This window comes from Kluyvera georgiana (genome assembly GCF_050990895.1).
Classification (GTDB): domain Bacteria; phylum Pseudomonadota; class Gammaproteobacteria; order Enterobacterales; family Enterobacteriaceae; genus Kluyvera; species Kluyvera georgiana.
In genome coordinates this window covers 4,165,503-4,188,794 of sequence record NZ_CP158865.1, presented here as the reverse complement: position 1 = coordinate 4,188,794, position 23,292 = coordinate 4,165,503, and the positions used below count along the sequence as shown (strand labels likewise).

The window sequence follows — 23,292 nt, the reverse complement described above, 5'->3', positions numbered from 1 at the left end:
ATGGAGGGGGAATCAGGGAGAAATTATGCAGAAATTCGGCAGGGAAAAAGGAGAATTTCCCAATAAATGCGGGTGGTTACACTATAGGATTGCGGAGAATAACAACGCGGGTTCCACGGCGGTAAGCTCTCTTCATCGGCCATACTGGCGAACGAAGAACCAAGGAGTTACCCATGTTAAAACCTGCGATGTTTGCACTGGCAATGGTGCTGGCGGCTCCGGTTATCACCCAGGCCGCAGAGATTACGCTGGTTCCGGCCGTGAAGCTGCAAATTGGCGACCAGGACAATAACGGTCGCTACTGGGACGGCGGACACTGGCGCGACCACGGCTGGTGGAACGATCACTATGAATGGCGCGACAACCGTTGGCATGCCCACACGCCGCCACCGCCACATCACGATAATCGTGGCCACGATGACCACGGTCATGATAACCACGGCCACGGTGACGATCATCGCCCACCGCCGGGGCGTCATTAATTAAGCAAGCAGGTCGCCCTGCCGGGCGACCTGCTTACTGTTCGTGGCGCTTGAAGACTAACTCTTCGGCGCTCGAACTTTCCTCATCAAAGAAATACCCTTCGCTATCAAACCCGGTCAGCTGCTCTGGTTTCGACAGACGATTCTCAATGATGTAGCGGCTCATCAGCCCGCGCGCCTTTTTGGCGTAGAAGCTAATCACCTTAAACTTGCCGTTTTTCTCATCGAGGAATACCGGCTTAATGATTGTTCCTTTCAGCGCTTTCGGCTTCACCGAGCGGAAGTACTCATCTGATGCCAGATTCACCACGATATCGTCGCCCTGCTCGTGCAGCGCGGCGTTCAGCGTATGGGTGATTTCCTCTCCCCAGAACTGATAGAGATCTTTCCCGCGCGGGTTCTCAAGACGAATCCCCATTTCCAGACGATAAGGCTGCATCAGATCCAGTGGACGCAGCACGCCATACAGGCCGGAGAGCATGCGCAGGTGCTTCTGGGCGAAGTCAAAATCGGCTTCGCTGAAGGTTTCCGCCTGGAGCCCGGTGTAAACATCGCCTTTAAACGCCAGAATCGCCTGGCGGGCGTTCTCCGGCGTGAAGTCCGGGTGCCAGTCGTGGAAGCGGGTGGCGTTTAAATCCGCCAGCTTGTCGCTAATCCCCATCAGCGCTTTAATCTGCGGCGCTGAGAGCTTGCGCGCAACGCCGATCAGCTGCTGAGAGTGCTCCAGCAGCATCGGCTGGGTATAGCGCGTGGTGGCCAGCGGGCTTTGGTAGTCGAGCGTTTTAGCAGGAGAAATCAGAATCAGCATATCCAGTCCTTGCAGAAAATTTCACGCAACTTTAACAAAAAAAGGGCCGCAGGTGATCGATTGCTGCTATTGGCGCGGCGGTTGATCCCAACTTTCCGGCGCGAGCTGGTGGGCGATCTCCGGATAATAGTCGGGATCGAACACCGGCGTGACGCCAAGTTTACGCTGGCGTAGGTAATCTCGGGCGATGATTCTGACCACCGGTGACAGCAGCAAAATGGCCGACAAGTTGGTGATTGCCATCAGCGCCATAATCACGTCAGCCATCTGCCAGACGACAGGCAAGCTGAGCTGGCTGCCGATGACCACCATCAACAGAGTCCCAATACGCAGCAGCCAGATGGCCCAGGGTTTGTTGCAGCGTAGGAAGATCAGATTGTTTTCGGCGTAAACGTAGTTAGCGACGATCGACGTAAAAGCAAACATGATCATCACTATCGCCACAAAACTGGCGCCCCAACTGCCAACCAACACACTCATTGCGTGCTGGATAAGCTGAATACCGTCATAGCCCGTGGTTTTGGTGCCGTGGCCCGACAACAGTACAACCATCGCGCTGGCGCTACAGATAACGATGGTATCAATCAGCACGCCAATCATTTGTACGATGCCCTGCGCCGCCGGGTGAGGAGGGAAGGAGGCCGCGGCGGCAGCGGCGTTAGGCGTGGACCCCATCCCCGCTTCGTTGGAGAACATGCTGCGCTGGAAGCCGCTGGTAATCGCCTGGCTGACGCTGTAGCCGACGGCACCTGCCGCCGCTTCTTGCAGGCCAAAGGCGCTGCGAATAATCATGTTGATGATCTCGGGCATTTCCCCGATATGCCACAGCGAGATCAGCAGGCAGGTGACGACCCACACCAGTCCCATCAGCGGCACCAGCCACTGGCTAAGCCGCGCCACGCCTTTCATGCCGCGCATCATGACCAGCAGGGCGAAGAAGGCCACCACGACGCCGGTGAAGTTGAGGGGAACATCGAATGCATAGTTCAATGCGTGTGCCATGGAGTTGGCCTGCACGGTATTGAAGATGAGCCCGTAGGCGAGCAGCAGGAACAGGGAGAAGAGCACGCCCATCCAGCGCATGCCCAATCCGCGCGTCATATACCAGGCTGGCCCGCCGCGGAACTGCCCGTTAGCGTCACGTTCTTTGTAGAGCTGTGCCAGCGAGCATTCGGCAAAGCTGCTCGCCATGCCGATAATCGCCGCAACCCACATCCAGAACACCGCGCCGGGGCCGCCGACGGTAATCGCCAGCGCCACGCCAGCCAGGTTACCGCTGCCGACGCGCGCGGCCAGGCTGATGCACAGCACCTGGAATGAGGTTAATCCGCCTTCGCCCGGCTTCAGGCTTGTTTTCAGACTTTTGCTAAACTGACGGATGTAGCGAAACTGGATGTAGCCGGTTCTCCATGTAAACCAGATACCACAGCCAAGGAGCAGGTAAATCATTACCGAGCCCCACAGTATTTCGCTGATAAAAGACAGGAAATCAGGCATTAAACGTCCTCTTGTCTATGCCAAAACGGACGGCTGAACCCGGGAAGCTATCGATGCTTCGCACGATTCGATTCAGCCAATGTAAGCGTTACCATATTCAGCGCGCAGAACGGCCACGTCTGAAAGTCCAATGATTGAGTTTATCATACTCTGCGCTCTCATGATGTCGGCGGTTGCGCTGAGAGAGCGGCGTGATATTATCGAGGCAGACCGGTTACATCCCCCTAACAGCTGTTTAAAGAGAAACACTATCATGACGGATAAATTGACATCTCTGCGTCAGTACACAACCGTAGTGGCTGACACCGGAGACATCGCAGCAATGAAGCTGTATCAGCCTCAGGATGCGACAACCAACCCTTCCCTGATTCTGGGCGCAGCACAGATTCCTGAGTACCGTAAACTGATTGACGATGCGGTAGCCTGGGCGCGTAGCCAGAGCAGCGACCGTGCGCAGCAGGTTATTGATGCTACTGACAAACTGGCCGTAAACATCGGTCTGGAAATCCTGAAGCTGGTCCCTGGCCGTATTTCTACCGAAGTTGACGCGCGTCTCTCCTATGACACCGAAGCGTCCATCGCCAAAGCCAAACGTCTGATCAAAATGTACAACGATGCTGGCATCAGCAACGATCGCATTCTGATCAAACTGGCTTCTACCTGGCAGGGCATCCGCGCGGCGGAGCAGCTGGAAAAAGACGGTATCAACTGTAACCTGACCCTGCTGTTCTCCTTCGCTCAGGCGCGTGCTTGTGCGGAAGCGGGCGTGTACCTGATTTCCCCGTTCGTCGGTCGTATTCTGGACTGGTACAAAGCCAATACTGATAAGAAAGAATACGCACCAGCGGAAGATCCGGGTGTGGTTTCTGTCAGCGAAATCTACCAGTACTACAAAGAACACGGCTATGAAACCGTGGTCATGGGCGCAAGCTTCCGTAATATCGGCGAAATCCTTGAGCTGGCCGGCTGCGATCGTCTGACCATCGCGCCTGCGCTGCTGAAAGAGCTGGCAGAAAGCGAAGGCCCGCTGGAGCGTAAACTGACCTTCACCGGTGAAGTGAAAGCGCGTCCGAGCCGTATCACCGAGTCTGAGTTCCTGTGGCAACACAACCAGGATCCGATGGCGGTCGACAAACTGGCGGAAGGTATCCGTAAGTTTGCGATTGACCAGGAAAAACTGGAAAAAATGATCGGCGACCTGCTGTAATCATTGATACGTGGCCGCTACGGCGGTCACGCTACCTCTTCTGAAACCTGTCTGTCCTTCTCTTCGCAGTGTATCATTCTGTTTAACGAGACTGTTTAAACGGAATAATCATGAACACTTTACGCATTGGCTTAGTTTCTATCTCTGACCGCGCCTCCAGCGGCGTTTACCAGGACAAAGGCCTGCCGGCGCTTGAAGAGTGGTTGGGCAGCGCGCTGGCGACGCCATTCGAAATCGAAACCCGCCTGATCCCCGATGAGCAAACCATCATTGAGCAAACCCTGTGCGAGCTGGTCGATGAGATGAGCTGCCACCTGGTGCTGACGACGGGCGGCACGGGCCCGGCGCGTCGCGATGTGACGCCGGATGCTACGCTGGCGATTGCCGACCGCGTGATGCCAGGCTTTGGCGAGCAGATGCGTCAGGTCAGCCTGCACTTTGTACCAACGGCGATTCTCTCTCGTCAGGTCGGCGTGATTCGCAAACAGGCGTTGATCCTCAACCTGCCGGGCCAGCCGAAGGCCATCCAGGAGACGCTGGAAGGGGTAAAGGACGCCGATGGCAAAGTGCTGGTGAATGGTATCTTCGCAAGTGTACCGTATTGTGTACAGTTGCTGGAGGGGCCCTATATCGAGACCCATCCGGAAGTCGTAGCAGCATTTCGCCCTAAGAGCGCACGTCGCGAGACTTTATCCTGAATGTAATGCTTTTCTGACATAACCTATCATTCCTCTGGCGTGCGATAAGGTTTACGGTATAGTAATTTTTGCTTTACACAAATCGTAGACTTATATCAACAGCTCGACTTTGCGAATGGTTTGTTATGTCACATTACACCCGACCTCTGAATCGACAAGATTATAAAACGCTGACGTTGGCTGCCCTGGGCGGCGCGCTGGAGTTTTATGATTTCATTATCTTCGTCTTCTTTGCCGCCGTGGTAGGGGAGCTTTTCTTCCCGGCAGACATCCCCGAATGGCTGCGTCAGGTGCAAACTTTCGGCATCTTTGCCGCTGGCTATCTGGCGCGCCCGCTGGGCGGGATCATTATGGCGCACTTCGGCGATCTGGTCGGGCGCAAAAAAATGTTTACCCTCAGCATCCTGCTGATGGCGGTACCGACCCTGGCGATTGGCCTGCTGCCGACTTATGCCAGCGCTGGGCTGGCAGCGCCGCTGCTGCTGTTGCTGATGCGTATTTTGCAGGGTGCTGCGATTGGCGGGGAAGTTCCGGGGGCGTGGGTGTTTGTTGCCGAGCATGTCCCGGCGCGGCGAATTGGTATCGCCTGCGGTACGCTAACGGCGGGTCTGACTGTCGGGATCTTGCTGGGTTCGGTGGTGGCGACGCTGATTAACACTCAGCTCTCTGCACAGGCAATTCATGACGGCGGCTGGCGTATTCCGTTCCTGCTCGGCGGGGCTTTTGGCCTGGTGGCGATGTACCTGCGTCGTTGGCTGCAGGAAACGCCTATCTTCCTGGAAATGCAGCAACGTAAAGCGCTGGCTCAGGAGCTGCCGATTAAATCCGTTGTCCTCAAGCACAAGCAGGCGGTGGTGGTTTCAATGCTGCTGACCTGGCTACTGTCGGCGGGCATCGTGGTGGTTATCCTGATGTCACCGGTCTGGCTGCAAAAGCAGTACGGCTTTGCCCCTGCGTTGACCTTACAGGCCAACAGCGTGGCGACGGTGATGCTCTGCGTTGGCTGCCTGTTGGCGGGGTTGATTGTCGACCGCGTCGGGGCCAGTAAAACCTTTATTGTGGGCAGCATCCTGCTCGCCTGCTCTAGCTGGTTTTTCTACCATCTTGCCGGAACGCACCCTGAACAGCTGTTCTTGCTCTACGGACTGGTCGGTCTGTGCGTTGGCGTGGTGGGTGCCGTACCGTATGTCATGGTGCGCGCCTTCCCGGCGGAAGTCCGCTTTACCGGGATTTCCTTCTCATACAATGTTTCCTACGCCATTTTCGGCGGCCTAACGCCGATTGCCGTCACCATGCTGATGGGCGTGTCACCGATGGCGCCCGCCTGGTACGTACTGGCGCTGTCGTTGATTGGGCTAGGCCTGGGAATCTGGCTGCGTAAAGAACGACCCGCTGCTGTTGGTGCGTTACAACGTTCATAAGCGAGCGCAATCGCAGGCAAAAAAAAGCGTCGGCCATGCCGACGCTTTTTTATAACCAGAGAGATCAGTGTTTTTCACCAATCGGCAGCACGGTACGGCCGAACTGCTCGTTGAGCACTTCACCCATTGCCAGGTAAATCGCGCTCGCGCCACAAACCAGGCCAACCCAACCTGCCACGTGAATAATCGCTTCGTTGCCGTTGATGTTACCAATCGCCAGCAGCGCGAACAGCACGGTCAGGCTCAGGAACACGAACTGCAGCATGCGTGCGGCTTTCAGAGTACCGAAGAACATGAACAGCGTGAACACGCCCCACAGGCCGAGGTAAGCGCCGAGGAATTGTGCGTTAGGCGCATCGCTCATCCCCATCTTCGGCAGCAGCAGAATGGCGACCAGAGTCAGCCAGAAAGAGCCGTAAGAGGTGAAAGCGGTCAGACCGAAAGTATTCCCTTTCTTGTATTCCAGCAGGCCCGCGAAAATCTGCGCGATACCGCCGTAAAAAATACCCATAGCGAGAATAATGCCGTCAAAGGCGAAGAAACCGGCGTTATGCAGGTTAAGCAGAATGGTGGTCATGCCGAAGCCCATCAGGCCCAGCGGTGCCGGGTTAGCCAACTTAGTGTTGCCCATAATTCCTCAAATCATCATTGAATGGTGAAATAATCTCCCCACTGCTGGGGGCGCGGCATCATAATCAGGAGTAAACGGGCTGTCTATGATCTGATCGGGGGAAAATGAACTATTTTCCCCCTTTAGCTTATCCGGCTCGCTGTAATGCCGCGCGGGCAATCAGACGACGCAGGCAGGCAATGCGCAGCACGGCTGGGATGGTCACGCGATAGGCGCTACCGCTGACGGCCTTCACGCCGTTCACCGCTGCGCCGACCGGGCCGCCAAGACCGGCCCCGCGCATTAAACCGTGGCCGATAACGCTGACGGCGGCATGTTTATGCAAAATGTGGCCGAGCTGACTCTCCAGCAGGTGTTCAATGCCGTGATCCAGACGATGGTGATCGATAAGCTGCGGCAGTAAAGCTTCCACTTCCATGACTTTCAGCTGGATTGCTGCATGAAAGCGGGCTTTCTGTTCGTCGTTCATCCGCTTCCACGCATGGCGAACAAACTGTTCCAGCAGCTGTTTCTCAATGGCTGCGGTCGGCATCGTTTTGTCGGCTTTCAGCCCCAGACGTTTAGCAACGTCGCGCAGGATTTCACGGTACAGCTTGCCGTGGCCGCGGATCTGGTTGGCGATGCTATCGCCGCCAAAGTGCTGAAACTCGCCGGCGATCAGCTGCCAGTTGCGACGGTGCTGCTCCGGATGGCCCTCCATCGACATATACAGCTCATTGTGCAGCAGCGCGCTCGACAGGCGACGTTTGCCTTTTTCATTGTGGGTCATCAACAGAGCTAAGCGCGCCAGCTGCTCTTCGCTACAGTGCTGGAGGAAGAGCAAATCTTCATCATTCAGATAGGAGACTTTCATTTACGTTCGTGACTTATGTTAGCGGAGCAAGATTAATCGTCGCCGATGATTTTCAGCGATGCCATATCGGAAGAGTTGACGGTATGGCCTGAGAAACTGATTTTGGACACGCAGCGTTTGTTGTCATTGTCGCTGTTGATGTTGATCCAGTCCGTCGTCTGGCCTTCTTTGAGTGAAGACGGGACGTTGAGGCTTTGGCTGCTGCTGCGGGCGGCCTTAAAGTACACCGAAGCGCCGCTCAGCTGCGCGTCGCCGCGATCCACGCTGAGCTTGATGCGCTTCACAATTCGACATACCGGGAGCTTCAGGGTGAGATCGTTAGTTTCGTTGCGGGGCAGGGCGATAACGCCCAGCGTTTTGTGGTCGTTGGCGCAGGCGGAACTGGCCAGCAGCAGGCCAAACGCCAGACTGACTGAGACGTTTAAAAGGGTTTTCATCGTATTCCTTACCGGAGGGGCCATTTTAGTGAGCAAAATGCTACGGTAAATTTTATTCCTCGTTGGTTCGGTTTTCAGCGCTGAATTATGACAACTTATGACAGCAATTAACTGAATAAATTGATGTTTTTATATTTATGTCGTGAATGCGTTTAGCGAAACGTCGGAAATAAAACCGCACTGAATGAAAAATTTTTAATCCTGCCCCTTGATGGATGACGTTGCGACCCCATCTTGTAGTCAACCGCAGTGAGTGAGTCTGAAAAAAAACGATTCAGGGCAGTTGAAACCGCAGGTTTCGCCCTTATTACAGATTCACAACCACATGTTGACTGAATTTTTAGTGGAGACGTTTAGATGGGTAAAATTATTGGTATCGACCTGGGTACTACCAACTCTTGTGTAGCGATTATGGATGGCACTACCGCTCGCGTTCTGGAGAACGCCGAAGGCGACCGCACCACGCCTTCTATTATTGCTTATACCCAGGATGGTGAAACTCTGGTTGGTCAGCCGGCTAAACGTCAGGCAGTGACAAACCCGCAAAACACCCTGTTTGCGATTAAACGCCTGATTGGTCGCCGCTTCCAGGACGAAGAAGTTCAGCGTGACGTTTCTATCATGCCGTACAAAATTGTTGCCGCAGACAATGGCGACGCATGGCTTGATGTGAAAGGCACCAAAACTGCACCGCCGCAGATCTCTGCTGAAGTGCTGAAAAAAATGAAGAAAACGGCTGAAGATTACCTGGGTGAGCCGGTAACTGAAGCGGTTATCACCGTACCTGCTTACTTCAACGATGCTCAGCGTCAGGCAACTAAAGATGCTGGCCGTATCGCAGGTCTGGAAGTCAAACGTATCATCAACGAACCAACCGCAGCTGCGCTGGCTTATGGTCTGGATAAAGAAGTCGGCAACCGTACTATCGCGGTTTACGACCTCGGTGGTGGTACTTTCGATATCTCTATTATCGAAATCGACGAAGTTGATGGCGAAAAAACCTTTGAAGTTCTGGCAACCAACGGTGATACCCACTTGGGTGGTGAAGACTTCGATACCCGCCTGATCAACTACCTCGTTGACGAGTTTAAGAAAGATCAGGGCATCGACCTGCGTAACGACCCGCTGGCGATGCAGCGCCTGAAAGAAGCCGCTGAGAAAGCGAAGATCGAACTGTCTTCCGCTCAGCAGACCGACGTGAACCTGCCGTACATCACCGCAGACGCGACCGGTCCGAAACACATGAACATCAAAGTGACCCGTGCGAAACTGGAAAGCCTGGTAGAAGACTTGGTTAACCGTTCTATCGAGCCGCTGAAAGTTGCGCTGCAGGATGCTGGCCTGTCCGTATCCGATATCCAGGACGTTATCCTGGTCGGTGGTCAGACTCGTATGCCGATGGTGCAGAAGAAAGTTGCTGAGTTCTTCGGTAAAGAGCCGCGTAAAGACGTTAACCCGGACGAAGCTGTTGCTATCGGCGCGGCGGTTCAGGGCGGCGTTCTGACCGGTGAAGTAAAAGACGTGCTGCTGCTGGACGTTACCCCGCTGTCTCTGGGTATCGAAACCATGGGCGGTGTGATGACTGCGCTCATCAACAAAAACACCACCATCCCAACTAAGCACAGCCAGGTGTTCTCTACCGCGGAAGACAACCAGTCTGCGGTAACCATCCACGTGATTCAGGGTGAGCGTAAACGTGCATCCGATAACAAATCACTGGGTCAGTTCAACCTGGACGGTATCAGCCCGGCACCGCGCGGCATGCCGCAGATCGAAGTTACCTTCGATATCGATGCTGACGGTATCCTGCACGTTTCCGCGAAAGACAAAAACAGCGGTAAAGAGCAGAAGATCACCATCAAGGCATCTTCCGGTCTGAACGAGGAAGAAATTCAGAAGATGGTTCGCGATGCAGAAGCGAACGCAGAATCTGACCGTAAGTTCGAAGAGCTGGTTCAGACCCGTAACCAGGGCGACCATCTGCTGCACAGCACTCGTAAGCAGGTTGAAGAAGCAGGCGAACAGCTGCCGGCTGACGACAAAACCGCTATCGAGTCTGCGCTGACCGCGCTGGAAACGTCTCTGAAAGGCGAAGACAAAGCGGACGTCGAAGCGAAAATGCAGGCGCTGGCGCAGGTTTCCCAGAAACTGATGGAAATCGCTCAGCAGCAGCATGCACAGCAGCAGGCTGGCGCAGCAGGCGCTGACGCTTCCGCGAACAATGCGAAAGACGACGATGTTGTTGACGCAGAGTTCGAAGAAGTGAAAGACAAAAAATAATCGCCCTGATGCAGGGTAATTAATCGGCACGGGCGAAGAGGTTTCCTCTCCGCCCGTGCTCGCATGTTAAGGGGCTGAACAATACCAATGGCAAAGCAAGATTATTACGAGATTTTGGGCGTCTCCAAAACAGCGGAAGAGCGCGAAATCAAAAAGGCGTACAAACGCCTGGCCATGAAATACCACCCGGACCGCAACCAGGGTGATAAAGAGGCCGAAGCCAAGTTTAAAGAGATCAAAGAAGCGTACGAAATCCTGACCGACGCGCAAAAGCGCGCGGCCTACGATCAGTATGGCCATGCGGCCTTTGAACAGGGCGGTATGGGCGGCGGAGCCGGTGGTTTCGGCGGCGGCGCGGACTTCAGTGATATCTTTGGTGATGTATTCGGCGATATCTTCGGCGGTGGTCGCGGTCGCCAGCGCGCATCCCGTGGCGCAGACCTGCGCTACAACATGGATCTGACGCTGGAAGAAGCGGTTCGCGGTGTGACCAAAGAGATCCGCATCCCGACGCTGGAAGAGTGCGACATCTGCCACGGCAGCGGCGCGAAAGCGGGCTCACAGCCGCAGACCTGTCCAACCTGTCACGGCTCCGGCCAGGTGCAGATGCGTCAGGGCTTCTTCGCCGTACAGCAGACCTGTCCACACTGTCAGGGTCGCGGTACGCTGATTAAAGATCCGTGTAACAAATGCCACGGTCACGGTCGCGTTGAGAAGACCAAAACCCTGTCCGTTAAAATTCCGGCAGGTGTGGATACCGGCGATCGTATTCGCTTGAGCGGTGAAGGTGAAGCCGGTGAGCACGGCGCTCCGGCAGGCGATCTGTACGTTCAGGTGCAGGTGAAACAGCACGCTATCTTTGAGCGTGAAGGTAACAACCTGTACTGCGAAGTGCCGATCAACTTCTCCATGGCGGCGCTGGGCGGCGAGATTGAAGTGCCGACGCTCGACGGTCGCGTGAAGCTGAAAATTCCGGGTGAAACGCAAACCGGCAAACTGTTCCGCATGCGCGGCAAGGGCGTGAAGTCCGTTCGCGGCGGTGCGCAGGGCGACCTGCTGTGCCGCGTGGTGGTTGAGACCCCGGTTGGCCTGAACGAGAAGCAGAAACAGCTGTTGAAAGACCTGCAGGAAAGCTTCGGCGGCCCAACCGGTGAAAACAACAGCCCGCGTTCAAAAAGCTTCTTTGACGGCGTGAAAAAGTTCTTTGACGATTTAACCCGTTAATCTTTCGCCGTCAGGCGAGGGCTGAACCGACAAAACCCGGAGCATGCGCTCCGGGTTTTTTTATTGTCACCCCTAAAACCCCTCCTGGAGAGGTGGTGATTGATTAATTCGGCTAAACTGAATTGTCATCCAGTTATAATCTGTTTTTTCCGAGCTTTTAAACGCGATATTATGGTTTTATCGATGTATAAGACGTATAGAGAGATTAAAAGTGAAACATCTTCAGCGTTTCTTTAGCAGCGATGCCTCTGGGGGCATCATTCTGATTATTGCCGCCGTTCTGGCGATGCTGATGGCAAACCTCGGCGTGACCAGCGGCCTGTACCACGCGTTTCTCGAGACGCCGGTGCAACTGCGCGTTGGCGCATTAGAAATCAACAAAAACATGCTGCTGTGGATTAACGATGCCCTGATGGCGGTATTTTTCCTGTTGATTGGCCTTGAGGTCAAACGCGAGATGATGCAGGGATCGCTTGCGACGCGTCGTCAGGCGATTTTCCCGGTCGTGGCCGCGCTGGGGGGGATGGTCGTGCCTGCGCTGGTCTATCTGGCGTTTAACGCGCAGGATCCGGTAGCCAGCAGCGGCTGGGCGATCCCGGCGGCAACGGATATCGCTTTTGCGCTTGGCGTGCTGGCGCTGCTCGGTAGCCGCGTTCCGGCGTCCCTCAAGATCTTCCTGATGGCGTTGGCGATTATCGACGATCTGGGCGCTATTGTGATTATTGCGCTGTTCTACACCAGCGATTTATCGCTGCTGTCGCTTGCCGTCGCGGCCGTTGCTATTGCCGCACTGGCCATCCTGAATTTGAGCGGCGTACGGCGCACCGGTATTTATATTCTGGTCGGCGTCATTTTGTGGACCGCGGTGCTGAAGTCGGGTGTGCATGCCACGCTGGCGGGCGTGATCGTGGGCTTCTTTATTCCACTGCGTGAGCAAAATGGCAAGTCGCCGGCAAAGCAGCTTGAGCACGTGCTGCATCCGTGGGTGGCGTTTATGATCCTGCCGCTATTTGCCTTTGCCAATGCGGGCGTCTCGCTGCAAGGGGTGACGCTCGACGGGCTGACTTCGCTGCTGCCTCTGGGCATTATCGCCGGTCTGTTTATTGGCAAACCGCTGGGCATCAGCTTGTTCTGCTGGCTGGCGCTAAAGCTGAAGCTGGCAAAGCTGCCGGAAGGCGCAAGCTTTGCGCAGATTATGGCCGTCGGACTGCTGTGTGGGATTGGTTTTACGATGTCTATTTTTATCGCCAGCCTGGCCTTTGGCAGCGTCGATCCGTCGCTGATTAACTGGGCGAAGCTTGGCATTCTGATCGGCTCCGTCCTGTCTGCGGTGGTGGGATACAGCTTGCTACGTGCACGCTTAAAGCCGGTAGCGAAATGAGAATGAAAGGAAAGAGGAGCACAGGGCATGTCGCATATAAACTACAACCATCTTTACTACTTCTGGCATGTCTACAAGGAAGGTTCTGTCGTGGGCGCGGCGGAGGCGCTATACCTCACGCCGCAGACCATTACCGGCCAGATTAAGGCTCTGGAAGAGCGGCTTCAGGGCAAGCTGTTTAAGCGTAAGGGGCGCGGTATTGAGCCGACGGAACTCGGTGAGCTGGTATTTCGCTATGCCGACAAGATGTTCACGCTTAGCCAGGAGATGCTGGATATCGTGAACTATCGCAAGGAGTCGAACCTGTTGTTCGACGTGGGGGTGGCTGATGCGTTGTCGAAACGGTTGGTCAGCGGGGTACTGGATGCGGCGGTGGTGGAAGGTGAGCAAATTCATCTGCGCTGTTTTGAGTCGACGCATGAAATGTTGCTCGAGCAGCTCAGCCAGCACAAGCTGGATATGATTATCTCTGACTGCCCGATCGATTCTACGCAGCAGGAAGGACTGTTCTCGGTGAAAATCGGTGAGTGTAGCGTGAGCTTCTGGTGCACCAATCCGCCGCCGGAGAAACCCTTCCCGGCGTGTCTGGAAGAGAGACGCTTGCTGATTCCAGGGCGACGCTCCATGCTCGGACGCAAGCTGCTGAACTGGTTTAACGTGCAGGGGCTGAAGGTCGAGATACTCGGTGAGTTTGACGATGCGGCGCTGATGAAGGCCTTTGGCGCGGCGCATAACGCCATATTTGTCGCGCCGACGCTCTATTCTCACGATTTCTATGCTGACGACAGCATTGTGGAAATTGGCCGTATGGATAACGTGATGGAAGAGTATCACGCGATTTTTGCCGAACGCATGATTCAGCACCCATCGGTACAGCGTATCTGCCATAGCGACTATTCGGCGCTGTTTGCCGAACCGACGAAATAATCCTCGGACGTTGCCGGCTAGATAAGATCGGCCCGGAGGGGGCTTTTCCTTCTCCGGCCTGCAAAAAACAGACATAAAAAAACCCGCTTTACGCGGGTTTTTCTACAAAGCTGATAACAAGCGGGCGATTAAGCCAGTTTGTTGATCTGTGCAGTCAGGTTTGCTTTATGACGTGCAGCTTTGTTTTTGTGGATCAGACCTTTAGCAGCCTGACGGTCCACGATCGGTTGCATTTCGTTAAATGCTTTCAGTGCAGTAGCTTTGTCGCCAGCTTCGATAGCTGCGTATACTTTCTTGATGAAAGTACGCATCATAGAGCGACGGCTAGCGTTGTGTTTGCGAGCCTTTTCAGACTGAACGGCGCGCTTCTTAGCTGATTTGATATTAGCCAAGGCCAACTCCCAAATGTGTTCTATATGGACAATTCAAAGGCCGAGGAATATGCCCGTTTAGCCTTCTTTTGTCAATGGATTTGTGCAAATAAGCGCCGTTAATTTGACAACGCTGCATTACGTATTGATGGCGCAGGATTCTACCAGCTTGTCGCCGATGAATACAGTCTTTCCGGCACAAAAATCACGCATCTCGACTATATTTTCTTGCCTTTTTAACGGATGCTGATGAAATCATTCCCTCTTTCCGTTACGAGGTGTAATCGCCGGTTAACCTTGACTGCTGTACAAGGTATACTCTGACGATTTTCACTCTTTTGAGCCAGACATGAAGCTGATACGCGGCATACATAATCTCAGTCAGGCCCCACATGGGTGCGTTCTGACCATTGGTAATTTCGACGGTGTGCATCGTGGGCATCAGGCGTTACTGCAAGGCTTACGTGCCGAGGGCAGAGCGCGCGGTTTGCCTGTGGTGGTGATGATTTTTGAACCGCAGCCGCTGGAGCTCTTCGCGGCTGACAAGGCCCCTGCGCGCTTGACGCGCCTGCGCGAAAAGCTGCGCTATCTGGCCGAGAGTGGAGTGGACTACGTCCTGTGCCTGCGCTTCGATCGCCGCTTTGCGGCGTTGACCGCGCAGGACTTTATCAGCGAGCTGCTGGTGAAGCGTCTGGGCGTGCAGTTCCTTGCCGTGGGTGATGATTTCCGCTTTGGCGCTGGTCGTCAGGGGGATTTCTTGTTATTACAGAAGGCGGGCGCGGACTTCGGTTTCGACATCACCAGCACGCAAACCTTCTGCCATGGCGGAGTGCGCATTAGCAGCACCGCGGTGCGCCAGGCATTAGCCGACGATAATCTCGAGCAGGCGGAACGCCTGCTGGGCCATCCGTTCATTATTTCCGGGCGCGTGGTGCACGGCGATGAACTGGGCCGCACAATCGGTTTCCCGACGGCGAATTTACCGCTGCGTCGTCAGGTTTCCCCTGTTAAAGGGGTTTATGCGGTGGAAGTGGCAGGGCTGGGCGACAAGCCGCTGCCGGGCGTGGCTAACATTGGCACGCGTCCAACGGTTGCGGGCATGCGCCAGCAGCTGGAGGTTCATTTGCTGGACGTTGCAATGGACCTGTACGGTCGCCATATAGATGTGATACTGCGTAAAAAGATACGCAACGAGCAGCGATTCGCGTCGCTTGATGAGCTTAAGGCTCAAATTGCACGCGATGTGCTAACGGCCCGGGAGCATTTTGGGCTATCAACACCGGCTTAATGCCTGAACACGTTTTAAATACGGAATCGATAATCTGATGAGTGACTATAAATCTACCCTGAATTTGCCGGAAACAGGGTTCCCGATGCGCGGCGATCTCGCCAAGCGTGAACCGGGGATGCTGGCGCGTTGGACCGATGATGACCTGTACGGCATCATTCGTGCAGCCAAAAAAGGCAAAAAAACCTTCATTCTGCATGATGGCCCTCCATATGCGAATGGCAGCATTCATATTGGTCACTCGGTTAACAAGATTCTGAAAGACATTATCGTGAAGTCCAAAGGGCTTTCCGGTTACGACTCGCCGTACGTCCCGGGCTGGGACTGCCATGGCCTGCCGATCGAGCTGAAGGTAGAGCAGGAATACGGTAAGCCGGGTGAGAAATTCACCGCGGCAGAATTCCGCGCTAAGTGCCGCGAATATGCCGCCACTCAGGTTGACGGCCAGCGTACCGACTTTATCCGTCTGGGCGTGCTGGGCGACTGGCAGAAGCCGTACCTGACCATGGACTTCAAAACCGAAGCCAACATCATTCGCGCGCTGGGTAAAATCGTCGCTAACGGCCACCTGCACAAAGGCGCGAAGCCGGTGCACTGGTGCGTTGACTGCCGTTCTGCGCTGGCGGAAGCGGAAGTTGAGTATTACGACAAAACCTCCCCGTCTATCGACGTCGCGTTCCACGCCGCCGATCGGGACGCGGTAAAAGCGAAATTTGGCGCGTCCAACGTGACTGGGCCTATCTCGCTGGTTATCTGGACCACCACGCCGTGGACTCTGCCAGCTAACCGCGCCATTTCCCTGGCACCGGACTTCGATTATGCGCTGGTGCAGATCGACGGTCAGGCGGTGATTCTGGCGAGCGATCTGGTTGAAAGCGTGATGAAACGCATTGGCGTCGCTGACTACACCATCCTCGGTACCGTCAAAGGCGCTGAGCTGGAGCTGCTGCGCTTTACCCACCCGTTCATGGGCTTTGATGTGCCGGCTATCCTCGGCGATCACGTCACCCTGGATGCGGGTACCGGCGCGGTGCATACCGCCGGTGGCCACGGCCCGGACGACTACGTGATCAGCCAGAAATACGGTCTGGAAATCGCGAACCCGGTTGGCCCGGACGGCGCCTACCTGGCGGGCACCTATCCGGAGCTGGACGGTGTGAACGTCTTCAAAGCCAACGACAAAATCGTTGCGCTGCTGACGGAAAAAGGCGCGCTGCTGCACGTCGAAAAAATGCAGCACAGCTATCCGTGCTGCTGGCGTCATAAGTCGCCGATCATCTTCCGTGCGACCCCGCAGTGGTTCGTCAGCATGGACCAGAAAGGCCTGCGCATTCAGTCTCTCAAAGAGATCGACCGCATTGAGCAGGAAGGCCTGGCGAAAGAAGATCTGAGCGGCTGGATCCCGGCATGGGGTAAAGCACGTATCGAATCCATGGTGGCAAACCGTCCTGACTGGTGTATCTCCCGTCAGCGTACCTGGGGCGTGCCGATGGCGCTGTTCGTGCATAAAGACACCGAAGAGCTGCACCCGCGTACCACCGAACTGATGGAAGCGGTAGCCAAATACGTTGAGAAAGACGGCATTCAGGCGTGGTGGGATCTCGACCCGCGTGAAATCCTCGGCGACGACGCAGACAACTACGTCAAGGTGCCGGATACGCTGGACGTGTGGTTCGACTCCGGTTCAACCAGCTACTCCGTTGTTGACGCCCGTCCGGAATTCGGCGGCCACGCAGCGGATATGTACCTGGAAGGCTCCGACCAGCACCGCGGCTGGTTCATGTCCTCGCTGATGATCAGCGTCGCCATGAAAGGTAAAGCGCCATACCGTCAGGTATTGACCCACGGCTTCACCGTCGATGGTCAGGGCCGTAAGATGTCCAAATCTATCGGTAACACCGTTTCTCCGCAGGACGTGATGAACAAACTGGGCGCGGATATCCTGCGTCTGTGGGTGGCATCCACCGACTACACCGGCGAAATGGCGGTGTCTGACGAAATCCTGAAACGTGCTGCCGACAGCTATCGTCGTATCCGTAACACCGCGCGCTTCCTGCTGGCGAACCTCAACGGGTTCGATCCGAAGAAAGACATGGTGAAGCCGGAAGAGATGGTTGTGCTGGATCGCTGGGCCGTCGCCTGCGCGCAGGCCGCTCAGGAAGATATCGTGAAAGCGTACGCTTCCTACGATTTCCACGAAGTGGTACAGCGTCTGATGCGCTTCTGCTCCGTTGAAATGGGTTCCTTCTATCTCGACATCATCAAAGACCGCCAGTACACCGCGAAAGCGGACAGCGTGGCGCGTCGTAGCTGCCAGACTGCGCTGTACCATATCGCAGAAGCGTTGGTTCGCTGGATGGCGCCAATTATGTCCTTCACCGCCGATGAAATCTGGGGCTACCTGCCGGGCGACCGTGAGAAGTATGTCTTTACCGGCGAATGGTACGAAGGGCTGTTCGGTCTGGACAATGCCGAAGAGATGAACGACGACTTCTGGGAAGAGCTGCTGAAAGTTCGTGGCGAAGTGAACAAGGTTATCGAACAGGCGCGTGCTGACAAGAAAGTTGGTGGTTCGCTCGAAGCGGCAGTGACCCTGTACGCGGATGCGGAGCTGGCGGCCAAACTGACGGCGCTGGGTGACGAATTACGATTTGTCCTGTTGACCTCCGGGGCGACCGTTGCCGATTATGCAGCGGCGACCGCTGACGCTCAGCAGAGTGAACTGCTGAAAGGTCTGAAAGTCGCGCTGAATAAAGCCGAAGGTGAGAAGTGCCCGCGCTGCTGGCACTATACTCAGGATATCGGCAAGGTGGCGGAGCACGCAGATATCTGCGGACGCTGTGTGAGCAACGTGGCCGGTGACGGCGAAAAACGTAAGTTTGCCTGATGAGTAAATCGATTTGTTCAACAGGGCTACGCTGGCTGTGGCTGGTGGTAGCCGTGCTGATTATCGATCTGGGCAGCAAGTACCTGATCCTCCAGAACTTTGCTCTGGGGGATACGGTGTCGCTGTTCCCGTCGCTTAATCTGCATTATGCGCGTAACTATGGCGCCGCGTTCAGCTTCCTGGCGGACAGCGGCGGCTGGCAGCGCTGGTTCTTCGCGGGTATCGCTATCGGTATTTGCGTGGCGCTGGCGGTACTGATGTACCGTTCCAAAGCTACGCAAAAGCTGAATAACATCGCCTATGCGCTGATTATTGGCGGCGCGCTGGGTAACCTGTTCGACCGTCTGTGGCACGGCTTTGTCGTCGACATGATCGATTTCTACGTCGGCGACTGGCACTTTGCCACCTTCAACCTGGCCGATACGGCAATTTGTATCGGCGCGGCGTTGATTGTGCTGGAAGGCTTCCTGCCGAAAAAGCAGGCGTAGCCTGGTGCCGGATGGCGCTGCACTATCCGGCCTACAATCCGTTGTAGGCCCGGTAAGCGCAGCGCCACCGGGCAATCATTGCGCCGAACGTATAACAATAACCGTCATTTCAATGTCGTAAGATAGAAGGCTGTACCTGCATGTCTAACTCGATTCAAAGCAATAGCGCGGTGCTGGTGCACTTCACGCTGAAACTGGACGATGGCTCTACCGCTGAGTCAACCCGTAACAACGGCAAACCGGCGCTGTTTCGTCTGGGTGATGCCTCCCTGTCTGAAGGGCTGGAGCAGCATCTTCTCGGCCTGAAGGCCGGGGACAAAAAATCCTTCTCTCTGGAGCCGGATGCGGCGTTTGGTATCTCGACGCCCGACCTGATCCAGTATTTCTCCCGCCGCGAATTTATGGATGCGGGCGAGCCGGAAATCGGCGCGATCATGCTGTTCACCGCGATGGATGGCAGCGAAATGCCGGGCGTGATCCGCGAAATCAACGGTGATTCCATCACGGTTGATTTTAACCATCCGCTGGCGGGGCATACCGTTCATTTTGATATTGAAGTACTGGAAGTCGATCCGGTACTGGAGGCGTAACATGCAGATCCTGTTGGCCAACCCACGCGGCTTTTGTGCAGGCGTTGACCGCGCTATCAGCATTGTTGAAAATGCGCTCGCCATTTATGGCGCGCCAATCTACGTCCGTCACGAAGTGGTGCACAACCGCTACGTGGTGGACAGTCTGCGTGAACGCGGCGCGATTTTTATCGAGCAGATTAGCGAGGTGCCGGACGGCGCTATCCTGATCTTCTCCGCGCATGGCGTCTCTCAGGCCGTACGTAACGAAGCGAAAAGCCGCGATCTCACGGTTTTCGACGCGACCTGTCCATTAGTCACGAAAGTGCATATGGAAGTGGCGCGCGCCAGCCGTCGTGGTGAAGAATCCATTCTGATTGGCCACGCCGGTCACCCGGAAGTGGAAGGTACGATGGGTCAGTACAGCAACCCGAAAGGCGGCATGTACCTCGTCGAGTCACCGGAAGACGTGCTGAAGCTGACGGTCAAAGACGAGGGCAAATTGTCATTTATGACACAGACCACGCTCTCGGTGGATGATACCTCCGACGTTATTGATGCCTTACGCCAGCGCTTCCCGAAAATCGTTGGTCCGCGCAAAGATGATATCTGCTACGCCACCACTAACCGCCAGGAAGCCGTGCGATCGCTCGCCCAGCAGGCCGACGTGGTGCTGGTGGTCGGCTCCAAAAACTCGTCCAACTCCAACCGTCTGGCCGAACTGGCGCAGCGGATGGGCAAAGCGGCCTATCTGATTGACGATGCGGCGGACATCCAGGAAGCCTGGGTGAAAGACGCCGCCTGCGTCGGCGTGACTGCCGGAGCTTCCGCGCCGGATATTCTGGTGCAGAACGTGATTGCCCGCCTGCAATCGTTGGGCGGCGGCGAAGCCATCACCCTTGAAGGCCGCGAAGAGAATATTGTTTTCGAAGTTCCGCGCGAGCTGCGTGTGGATGTTCGTGAAGTTGAATAAATTATTTCTCCCGCGAATGTGAAAAAATGCCAGGCTTAACGTCTGGCATTTTTTTAGGGAGAAATCATGCGTCTACCTATTTTTCTGGATACCGATCCCGGTATTGATGATGCGGCGGCGATTGCCGCTGCGCTCTTTGCCCCCGAGCTGGATCTTCAGCTGATGACCACCGTTGCCGGCAACGTCTCGGTCGAAAAAACCACCCGTAACGGTTTACAGCTCCTGCATTTCTGGGACGCCGATGTGCCACTCGCACAGGGAGCCGCCGCGCCGCTGGTGCGTCCGCTACGTGACGCTGCCTCGGTTCACGGCGAGTCGGGCATGGAAGGCTATGATTTTGTCGAGCACAACCGCCAGCCGCTGGCCAAACCGGCGTTCCAGGCGATTCGTGATGCGCTGATGCACGCGCCGCAGCCGATTACGCTGGTGGCTATCGGGCCGCTGACTAATATCGCACTGCTGCTGACTCAGTATCCTGAGTGTCGTTTTAATATCCGTCGCCTGGTGATCATGGGCGGCTCCGCCGGGCGCGGTAACTTTACGCCGAACGCCGAGTTCAATATCGCTATCGATCCGGAAGCCGCCGCGCTGGTGTTCCGCAGCGGTCTGGAGATTGTGATGTGCGGGCTGGATGTGACCAATCAGGCCGTGCTGACGCCGGAGTATCTGTCTACGCTTCCCGCGCTGAATAAGACCGGCATCATGCTTCACGCGCTGTTCAGCCACTATCGTAGCGGCAGTATGCAGAGCGGCCTGCGGATGCACGACCTCTGCGCGATTGCCTGGCTGGTCCGTCCGGACCTGTTTACGCTGCACAGCTGCTTTGTGGCGGTGGAAACCCAGGGGCAATATACCGCTGGCACCACCGTGGTGGATATTGAAGGGCGTCTGGGGCAGCCCGCCAACGCGCAGGTGGCGCTGGATCTTGATGTGGACGGTTTTCGTCAGTGGGTGGCGGAGGTCTTTGCCCGCGCGCCGTGATCAGGTGTTGTGTAGCGGTAGCTTCTCGCTGAGATAATCAATCATCGCCCGCATTCTGGCGGGCATATGTTGATTACGCGTCCACAGCAGCCACAGGTCGCCGCTGTAGTCGCTGATAAATTCCCATTCTGGCAGGACCTGGACGATCTCTCCGCTCGTAAGTGCCTCGCGGGCGGTAAAGAGCGGCAGGCTGCCGATGCCGAGGTTATTTTTCACCGCATCCAGACGCACACCGGTATGGTTGGCGGCGTAGCGGCCGCGAGTCTGAATGGTTTCCACACGCTCACCGCATCGAAACTTCCAGCGTGAATCCGCAGGGGTCTCGCCAAGGCTGATACAGCTATGCTCGCGAAGCGCCTGTGGGTGCTCGGGCGTACCGTGATCGCGTAAGTACGCGGGAGTCGCGCATAGCACATGGCTGACCGGCATCAGCGGTTTCCCGTACAGGCCCGGCGAGGGCGACTGGCTGATGCGCAGCGCAAGGTCGACGCCATCGTCGATTAAATCCATGTAGCGGTCTTCCAGCCGAAGACAGACATCCACCTGCGGGTAGCGTGCAAAGAATTCGGCCATCAGAGGATGAATGACAAACCGTCCCACCGCCTTGGGCACGCTGAGGGTCAGCTTACCCTGCGCGATGCTTTGTCGGCTGCTTCCCGAGTCGACGGCCATTTGCGCCGCATGCAGCATTTCCTGCGCGTGTGCATATACTATTTTGCCCGTTTCGCTGAGCGCCAGCTTGCGCGTCGTACGATGTAGCAGTTTGCTGCCCAGCGCCTTCTCGAGGCGTGAAGCGCTGCGGCTAATAGCGGAAGGCGTAGCGCCTGAGGCTTTGGCGGCGGCGGAGAAGCTCCCCTGGTCGATAATCAACACAAAGGTAGCAAGGTCGGGAAGAAGGTTAGGACTCATTTGTGCGTACCAGGCAAAGATGCATTGAACCAGCGCAGGATTATCGCCGTCAGTAAAGTGAATATACTCTTCCCATCAAGAGGAGAGCAATCATGATTGAACGTCTTTATTACACCTGCGATCGCACAGAAGGACAGGCTAACTTGCTGAGCTGCTCTGCTGAGCCGGATGGACGGTACGCGGTGGTGCTGGATAGAACCCTTTTTCACCCGCAGGGCGGCGGACAGCCTGCGGATGCGGGCTGGATTGATAACGAGCCGGTCGAAACAGTGCTCGCGCGCGGTGACGATGTGCTGCATATCGTGGCAAAACCGCTCCTCCCCGGCGTCGTGAACCTGCGCGTGGATGCTGCACAGCGCCAACTGCACGCCCGCCTGCACTCGGCAGGGCACCTTATCGGCCTGGCGGGTACCGCGTTCGGCTGGCTTCCGGTGAAAGCACACCATTGGCCCAATGAAGGACGCATTACTTTCGCCGCTGGCGGAAACGACACGCTGCCGGATGCGCCATCACTGCTGGCGAAAATCAACGCCTGGCAGGCGGAGGATCTTCCTCGCCGGGTGACATTCGACGGCGGTTTGCGCGAAGTCGGGTTCGGTGAGCTGCCCGCTTACCCTTGCGGCGGTACGCATGTTGCGCGTTTATCCGACATTGGGCAGGTGACGATTACCCAGGTGAAGATGAAAAAAGGGCAGATGATCGTTAACTACACGCTTGTGTCGTAAAACCGGGCTCGCGAAAGTCGCTATGCAGATTGGCTGGATTTTGTTCGGTTTTCCCATCGTTTTCCCATCTGCTCAACGCTTACTGAGCGAGTTTGACTTCTTTCCTGTGCTCCAGCAATGATTCATCCTGCGGGATGAATCATGTCTTTTACTGATATTCCCCTCTGTTTATCATTAAATTCTAATTATGGGCGTTTTCAGCTAGCGGCCTCCGGGCGCGCTGGTTACTCTGAAAACGGTTTACGCAATTTTTAC

At 55.8% G+C, this 23,292-nt stretch carries 22 protein-coding genes and 1 pseudogene; 16 read left to right on the top strand and 7 right to left on the bottom strand.

Features of this window, described 5'->3' with window-relative positions; all coding sequences use genetic code 11:
- The first annotated feature begins 173 nt into the window (after window positions 1–173).
- The gene (locus ABTW00_RS19890) at window positions 174–482 is read left to right on the top strand and encodes a DUF2502 domain-containing protein (RefSeq protein WP_433637084.1); all 309 of its coding nucleotides are present in this window, start codon (window positions 174–176) and stop codon (window positions 480–482) included.
- A 34-nt stretch (window positions 483–516) separates the two neighbouring features.
- On the opposite strand, the gene yaaA is transcribed toward ABTW00_RS19890, so the two are convergent.
- Window positions 517–1,290, bottom strand: a complete 774-nt coding sequence (yaaA, locus tag ABTW00_RS19885; protein WP_271447198.1) for a peroxide stress protein YaaA — start codon at window positions 1,288–1,290, stop codon at window positions 517–519.
- Window positions 1,291–1,356: 66 nt separating this feature from the next.
- The gene (locus ABTW00_RS19880; protein WP_065357028.1) at window positions 1,357–2,787 is read right to left on the bottom strand and encodes an alanine/glycine:cation symporter family protein; all 1,431 of its coding nucleotides are present in this window, start codon (window positions 2,785–2,787) and stop codon (window positions 1,357–1,359) included.
- Between the two features lie 253 nt (window positions 2,788–3,040).
- On the opposite strand from ABTW00_RS19880, the gene tal reads away from it, so the two are divergent.
- The 3 genes from tal to ABTW00_RS19865 all read left to right on the top strand — a co-directional run bounded on the left by tal (window position 3,041) and on the right by ABTW00_RS19865 (window position 6,113).
- Window positions 3,041–3,994 (top strand): transaldolase, encoded by a 954-nt coding sequence (gene tal, locus ABTW00_RS19875; RefSeq protein WP_064547256.1) that lies wholly within the window; start codon window positions 3,041–3,043, stop codon window positions 3,992–3,994.
- A gap of 110 nt (window positions 3,995–4,104) precedes the next feature.
- Window positions 4,105–4,692, top strand: coding sequence for a molybdopterin adenylyltransferase (gene mog, locus ABTW00_RS19870; RefSeq protein ID WP_064547257.1), 588 nt, complete (start codon window positions 4,105–4,107; stop codon window positions 4,690–4,692).
- A 125-nt stretch (window positions 4,693–4,817) separates the two neighbouring features.
- Complete coding sequence (locus ABTW00_RS19865; RefSeq protein ID WP_271447199.1) at window positions 4,818–6,113, top strand: MFS transporter; 1,296 nt, start codon at window positions 4,818–4,820, stop codon at window positions 6,111–6,113.
- A gap of 64 nt (window positions 6,114–6,177) precedes the next feature.
- Here ABTW00_RS19865 and satP read toward each other — a convergent pair whose 3' ends face one another.
- The 3 genes from satP to ABTW00_RS19850 form a co-directional block, all read right to left on the bottom strand.
- Window positions 6,178–6,744 (bottom strand): acetate uptake transporter, encoded by a 567-nt coding sequence (satP, locus tag ABTW00_RS19860; protein WP_064547261.1) that lies wholly within the window; start codon window positions 6,742–6,744, stop codon window positions 6,178–6,180.
- Window positions 6,745–6,871: 127 nt separating this feature from the next.
- On the bottom strand, window positions 6,872–7,597 hold the full coding sequence (gene msyB / locus ABTW00_RS19855; RefSeq protein ID WP_064547262.1) for an acidic protein MsyB: 726 nt from the start codon (window positions 7,595–7,597) through the stop codon (window positions 6,872–6,874).
- 32 nt (window positions 7,598–7,629) lie between these two features.
- Complete coding sequence (locus ABTW00_RS19850; protein ID WP_064547265.1) at window positions 7,630–8,034, bottom strand: DUF2541 family protein; 405 nt, start codon at window positions 8,032–8,034, stop codon at window positions 7,630–7,632.
- 357 nt (window positions 8,035–8,391) lie between these two features.
- Here ABTW00_RS19850 and dnaK point away from each other — a divergent pair, with 357 nt between their 5' ends.
- From dnaK to nhaR, 4 genes are all read left to right on the top strand, one after another.
- Window positions 8,392–10,314, top strand: coding sequence for a molecular chaperone DnaK (gene dnaK / locus ABTW00_RS19845; protein WP_433637077.1), 1,923 nt, complete (start codon window positions 8,392–8,394; stop codon window positions 10,312–10,314).
- Between the two features lie 87 nt (window positions 10,315–10,401).
- Window positions 10,402–11,538: a molecular chaperone DnaJ gene (dnaJ, locus tag ABTW00_RS19840; RefSeq protein ID WP_271447200.1), complete on the top strand. Its 1,137-nt coding sequence runs from the start codon at window positions 10,402–10,404 to the stop codon at window positions 11,536–11,538.
- Between the two features lie 211 nt (window positions 11,539–11,749).
- Entirely contained in the window at window positions 11,750–12,919 is a 1,170-nt protein-coding gene (nhaA, locus tag ABTW00_RS19835; protein WP_433637075.1) for a Na+/H+ antiporter NhaA, read from the top strand.
- Window positions 12,920–12,946: 27 nt separating this feature from the next.
- Window positions 12,947–13,846 carry a transcriptional activator NhaR gene (gene nhaR, locus ABTW00_RS19830; RefSeq protein ID WP_271447201.1) on the top strand — a complete coding sequence of 300 codons (900 nt, stop codon included), beginning with the start codon at window positions 12,947–12,949 and terminating at the stop codon, window positions 13,844–13,846.
- A gap of 128 nt (window positions 13,847–13,974) precedes the next feature.
- Here the strand turns inward: nhaR and rpsT are convergent, their stop codons facing one another.
- Window positions 13,975–14,238 carry a 30S ribosomal protein S20 gene (gene rpsT / locus ABTW00_RS19825; RefSeq protein WP_003018940.1) on the bottom strand — a complete coding sequence of 88 codons (264 nt, stop codon included), beginning with the start codon at window positions 14,236–14,238 and terminating at the stop codon, window positions 13,975–13,977.
- Between the two features lie 123 nt (window positions 14,239–14,361).
- On the opposite strand from rpsT, the pseudogene ABTW00_RS19820 reads away from it, so the two are divergent.
- The 7 genes and pseudogenes from ABTW00_RS19820 (at window position 14,362) to rihC (ending at window position 21,403) form a co-directional block, all read left to right on the top strand.
- Window positions 14,362–14,541 (top strand): annotated as a pseudogene (locus ABTW00_RS19820) (DUF2575 domain-containing protein).
- Between the two features lie 25 nt (window positions 14,542–14,566).
- Entirely contained in the window at window positions 14,567–15,505 is a 939-nt protein-coding gene (gene ribF, locus ABTW00_RS19815) for a bifunctional riboflavin kinase/FAD synthetase (protein ID WP_064547274.1), read from the top strand.
- A gap of 37 nt (window positions 15,506–15,542) precedes the next feature.
- On the top strand, window positions 15,543–18,392 hold the full coding sequence (gene ileS / locus ABTW00_RS19810) for an isoleucine--tRNA ligase (protein ID WP_433637071.1): 2,850 nt from the start codon (window positions 15,543–15,545) through the stop codon (window positions 18,390–18,392).
- Complete coding sequence (gene lspA / locus ABTW00_RS19805; RefSeq protein ID WP_064547278.1) at window positions 18,392–18,880, top strand: signal peptidase II; 489 nt, start codon at window positions 18,392–18,394, stop codon at window positions 18,878–18,880. The genes ileS and lspA overlap by 1 nt, the downstream gene beginning before the upstream one ends.
- 140 nt (window positions 18,881–19,020) lie before the next feature.
- On the top strand, window positions 19,021–19,470 hold the full coding sequence (fkpB, locus tag ABTW00_RS19800) for an FKBP-type peptidyl-prolyl cis-trans isomerase (protein ID WP_064547280.1): 450 nt from the start codon (window positions 19,021–19,023) through the stop codon (window positions 19,468–19,470).
- Between the two features lies 1 nt (window position 19,471).
- Window positions 19,472–20,422: a 4-hydroxy-3-methylbut-2-enyl diphosphate reductase gene (gene ispH, locus ABTW00_RS19795; RefSeq protein ID WP_064547283.1), complete on the top strand. Its 951-nt coding sequence runs from the start codon at window positions 19,472–19,474 to the stop codon at window positions 20,420–20,422.
- A 66-nt stretch (window positions 20,423–20,488) separates the two neighbouring features.
- Entirely contained in the window at window positions 20,489–21,403 is a 915-nt protein-coding gene (rihC, locus tag ABTW00_RS19790; protein ID WP_433637068.1) for a ribonucleoside hydrolase RihC, read from the top strand.
- Here the strand turns inward: rihC and ABTW00_RS19785 are convergent, their stop codons facing one another.
- Complete coding sequence (locus ABTW00_RS19785) at window positions 21,404–22,312, bottom strand: LysR family transcriptional regulator (RefSeq protein WP_433637066.1); 909 nt, start codon at window positions 22,310–22,312, stop codon at window positions 21,404–21,406.
- 92 nt (window positions 22,313–22,404) lie between these two features.
- On the opposite strand from ABTW00_RS19785, the gene ABTW00_RS19780 reads away from it, so the two are divergent.
- Window positions 22,405–23,037 carry an alanyl-tRNA editing protein gene (locus tag ABTW00_RS19780; protein WP_433637064.1) on the top strand — a complete coding sequence of 211 codons (633 nt, stop codon included), beginning with the start codon at window positions 22,405–22,407 and terminating at the stop codon, window positions 23,035–23,037.
- Window positions 23,038–23,292 lie beyond the last annotated feature (255 nt).

What these genes read in the sequence shown, in the direction of transcription:
- ABTW00_RS19890 (WP_433637084.1), top strand. Translation starts at nt 174, where the DNA reads ATGTTAAAACCTGCGATGTTTGCACTGGCAATGGTGCTGGCGGCTCCG.
- yaaA (WP_271447198.1), bottom strand. Translation starts at nt 1,290, where the DNA reads ATGCTGATTCTGATTTCTCCTGCTAAAACGCTCGACTACCAAAGCCCG.
- ABTW00_RS19880 (WP_065357028.1), bottom strand. Translation starts at nt 2,787, where the DNA reads ATGCCTGATTTCCTGTCTTTTATCAGCGAAATACTGTGGGGCTCGGTA.
- tal (WP_064547256.1), top strand. Translation starts at nt 3,041, where the DNA reads ATGACGGATAAATTGACATCTCTGCGTCAGTACACAACCGTAGTGGCT.
- mog (WP_064547257.1), top strand. Translation starts at nt 4,105, where the DNA reads ATGAACACTTTACGCATTGGCTTAGTTTCTATCTCTGACCGCGCCTCC.
- ABTW00_RS19865 (WP_271447199.1), top strand. Translation starts at nt 4,818, where the DNA reads ATGTCACATTACACCCGACCTCTGAATCGACAAGATTATAAAACGCTG.
- satP (WP_064547261.1), bottom strand. Translation starts at nt 6,744, where the DNA reads ATGGGCAACACTAAGTTGGCTAACCCGGCACCGCTGGGCCTGATGGGC.
- msyB (WP_064547262.1), bottom strand. Translation starts at nt 7,597, where the DNA reads ATGAAAGTCTCCTATCTGAATGATGAAGATTTGCTCTTCCTCCAGCAC.
- ABTW00_RS19850 (WP_064547265.1), bottom strand. Translation starts at nt 8,034, where the DNA reads ATGAAAACCCTTTTAAACGTCTCAGTCAGTCTGGCGTTTGGCCTGCTG.
- dnaK (WP_433637077.1), top strand. Translation starts at nt 8,392, where the DNA reads ATGGGTAAAATTATTGGTATCGACCTGGGTACTACCAACTCTTGTGTA.
- dnaJ (WP_271447200.1), top strand. Translation starts at nt 10,402, where the DNA reads ATGGCAAAGCAAGATTATTACGAGATTTTGGGCGTCTCCAAAACAGCG.
- nhaR (WP_271447201.1), top strand. Translation starts at nt 12,947, where the DNA reads ATGTCGCATATAAACTACAACCATCTTTACTACTTCTGGCATGTCTAC.
- ribF (WP_064547274.1), top strand. Translation starts at nt 14,567, where the DNA reads ATGAAGCTGATACGCGGCATACATAATCTCAGTCAGGCCCCACATGGG.
- ileS (WP_433637071.1), top strand. Translation starts at nt 15,543, where the DNA reads ATGAGTGACTATAAATCTACCCTGAATTTGCCGGAAACAGGGTTCCCG.
- lspA (WP_064547278.1), top strand. Translation starts at nt 18,392, where the DNA reads ATGAGTAAATCGATTTGTTCAACAGGGCTACGCTGGCTGTGGCTGGTG.
- fkpB (WP_064547280.1), top strand. Translation starts at nt 19,021, where the DNA reads ATGTCTAACTCGATTCAAAGCAATAGCGCGGTGCTGGTGCACTTCACG.
- ispH (WP_064547283.1), top strand. Translation starts at nt 19,472, where the DNA reads ATGCAGATCCTGTTGGCCAACCCACGCGGCTTTTGTGCAGGCGTTGAC.
- rihC (WP_433637068.1), top strand. Translation starts at nt 20,489, where the DNA reads ATGCGTCTACCTATTTTTCTGGATACCGATCCCGGTATTGATGATGCG.
- ABTW00_RS19785 (WP_433637066.1), bottom strand. Translation starts at nt 22,312, where the DNA reads ATGAGTCCTAACCTTCTTCCCGACCTTGCTACCTTTGTGTTGATTATC.
- ABTW00_RS19780 (WP_433637064.1), top strand. Translation starts at nt 22,405, where the DNA reads ATGATTGAACGTCTTTATTACACCTGCGATCGCACAGAAGGACAGGCT.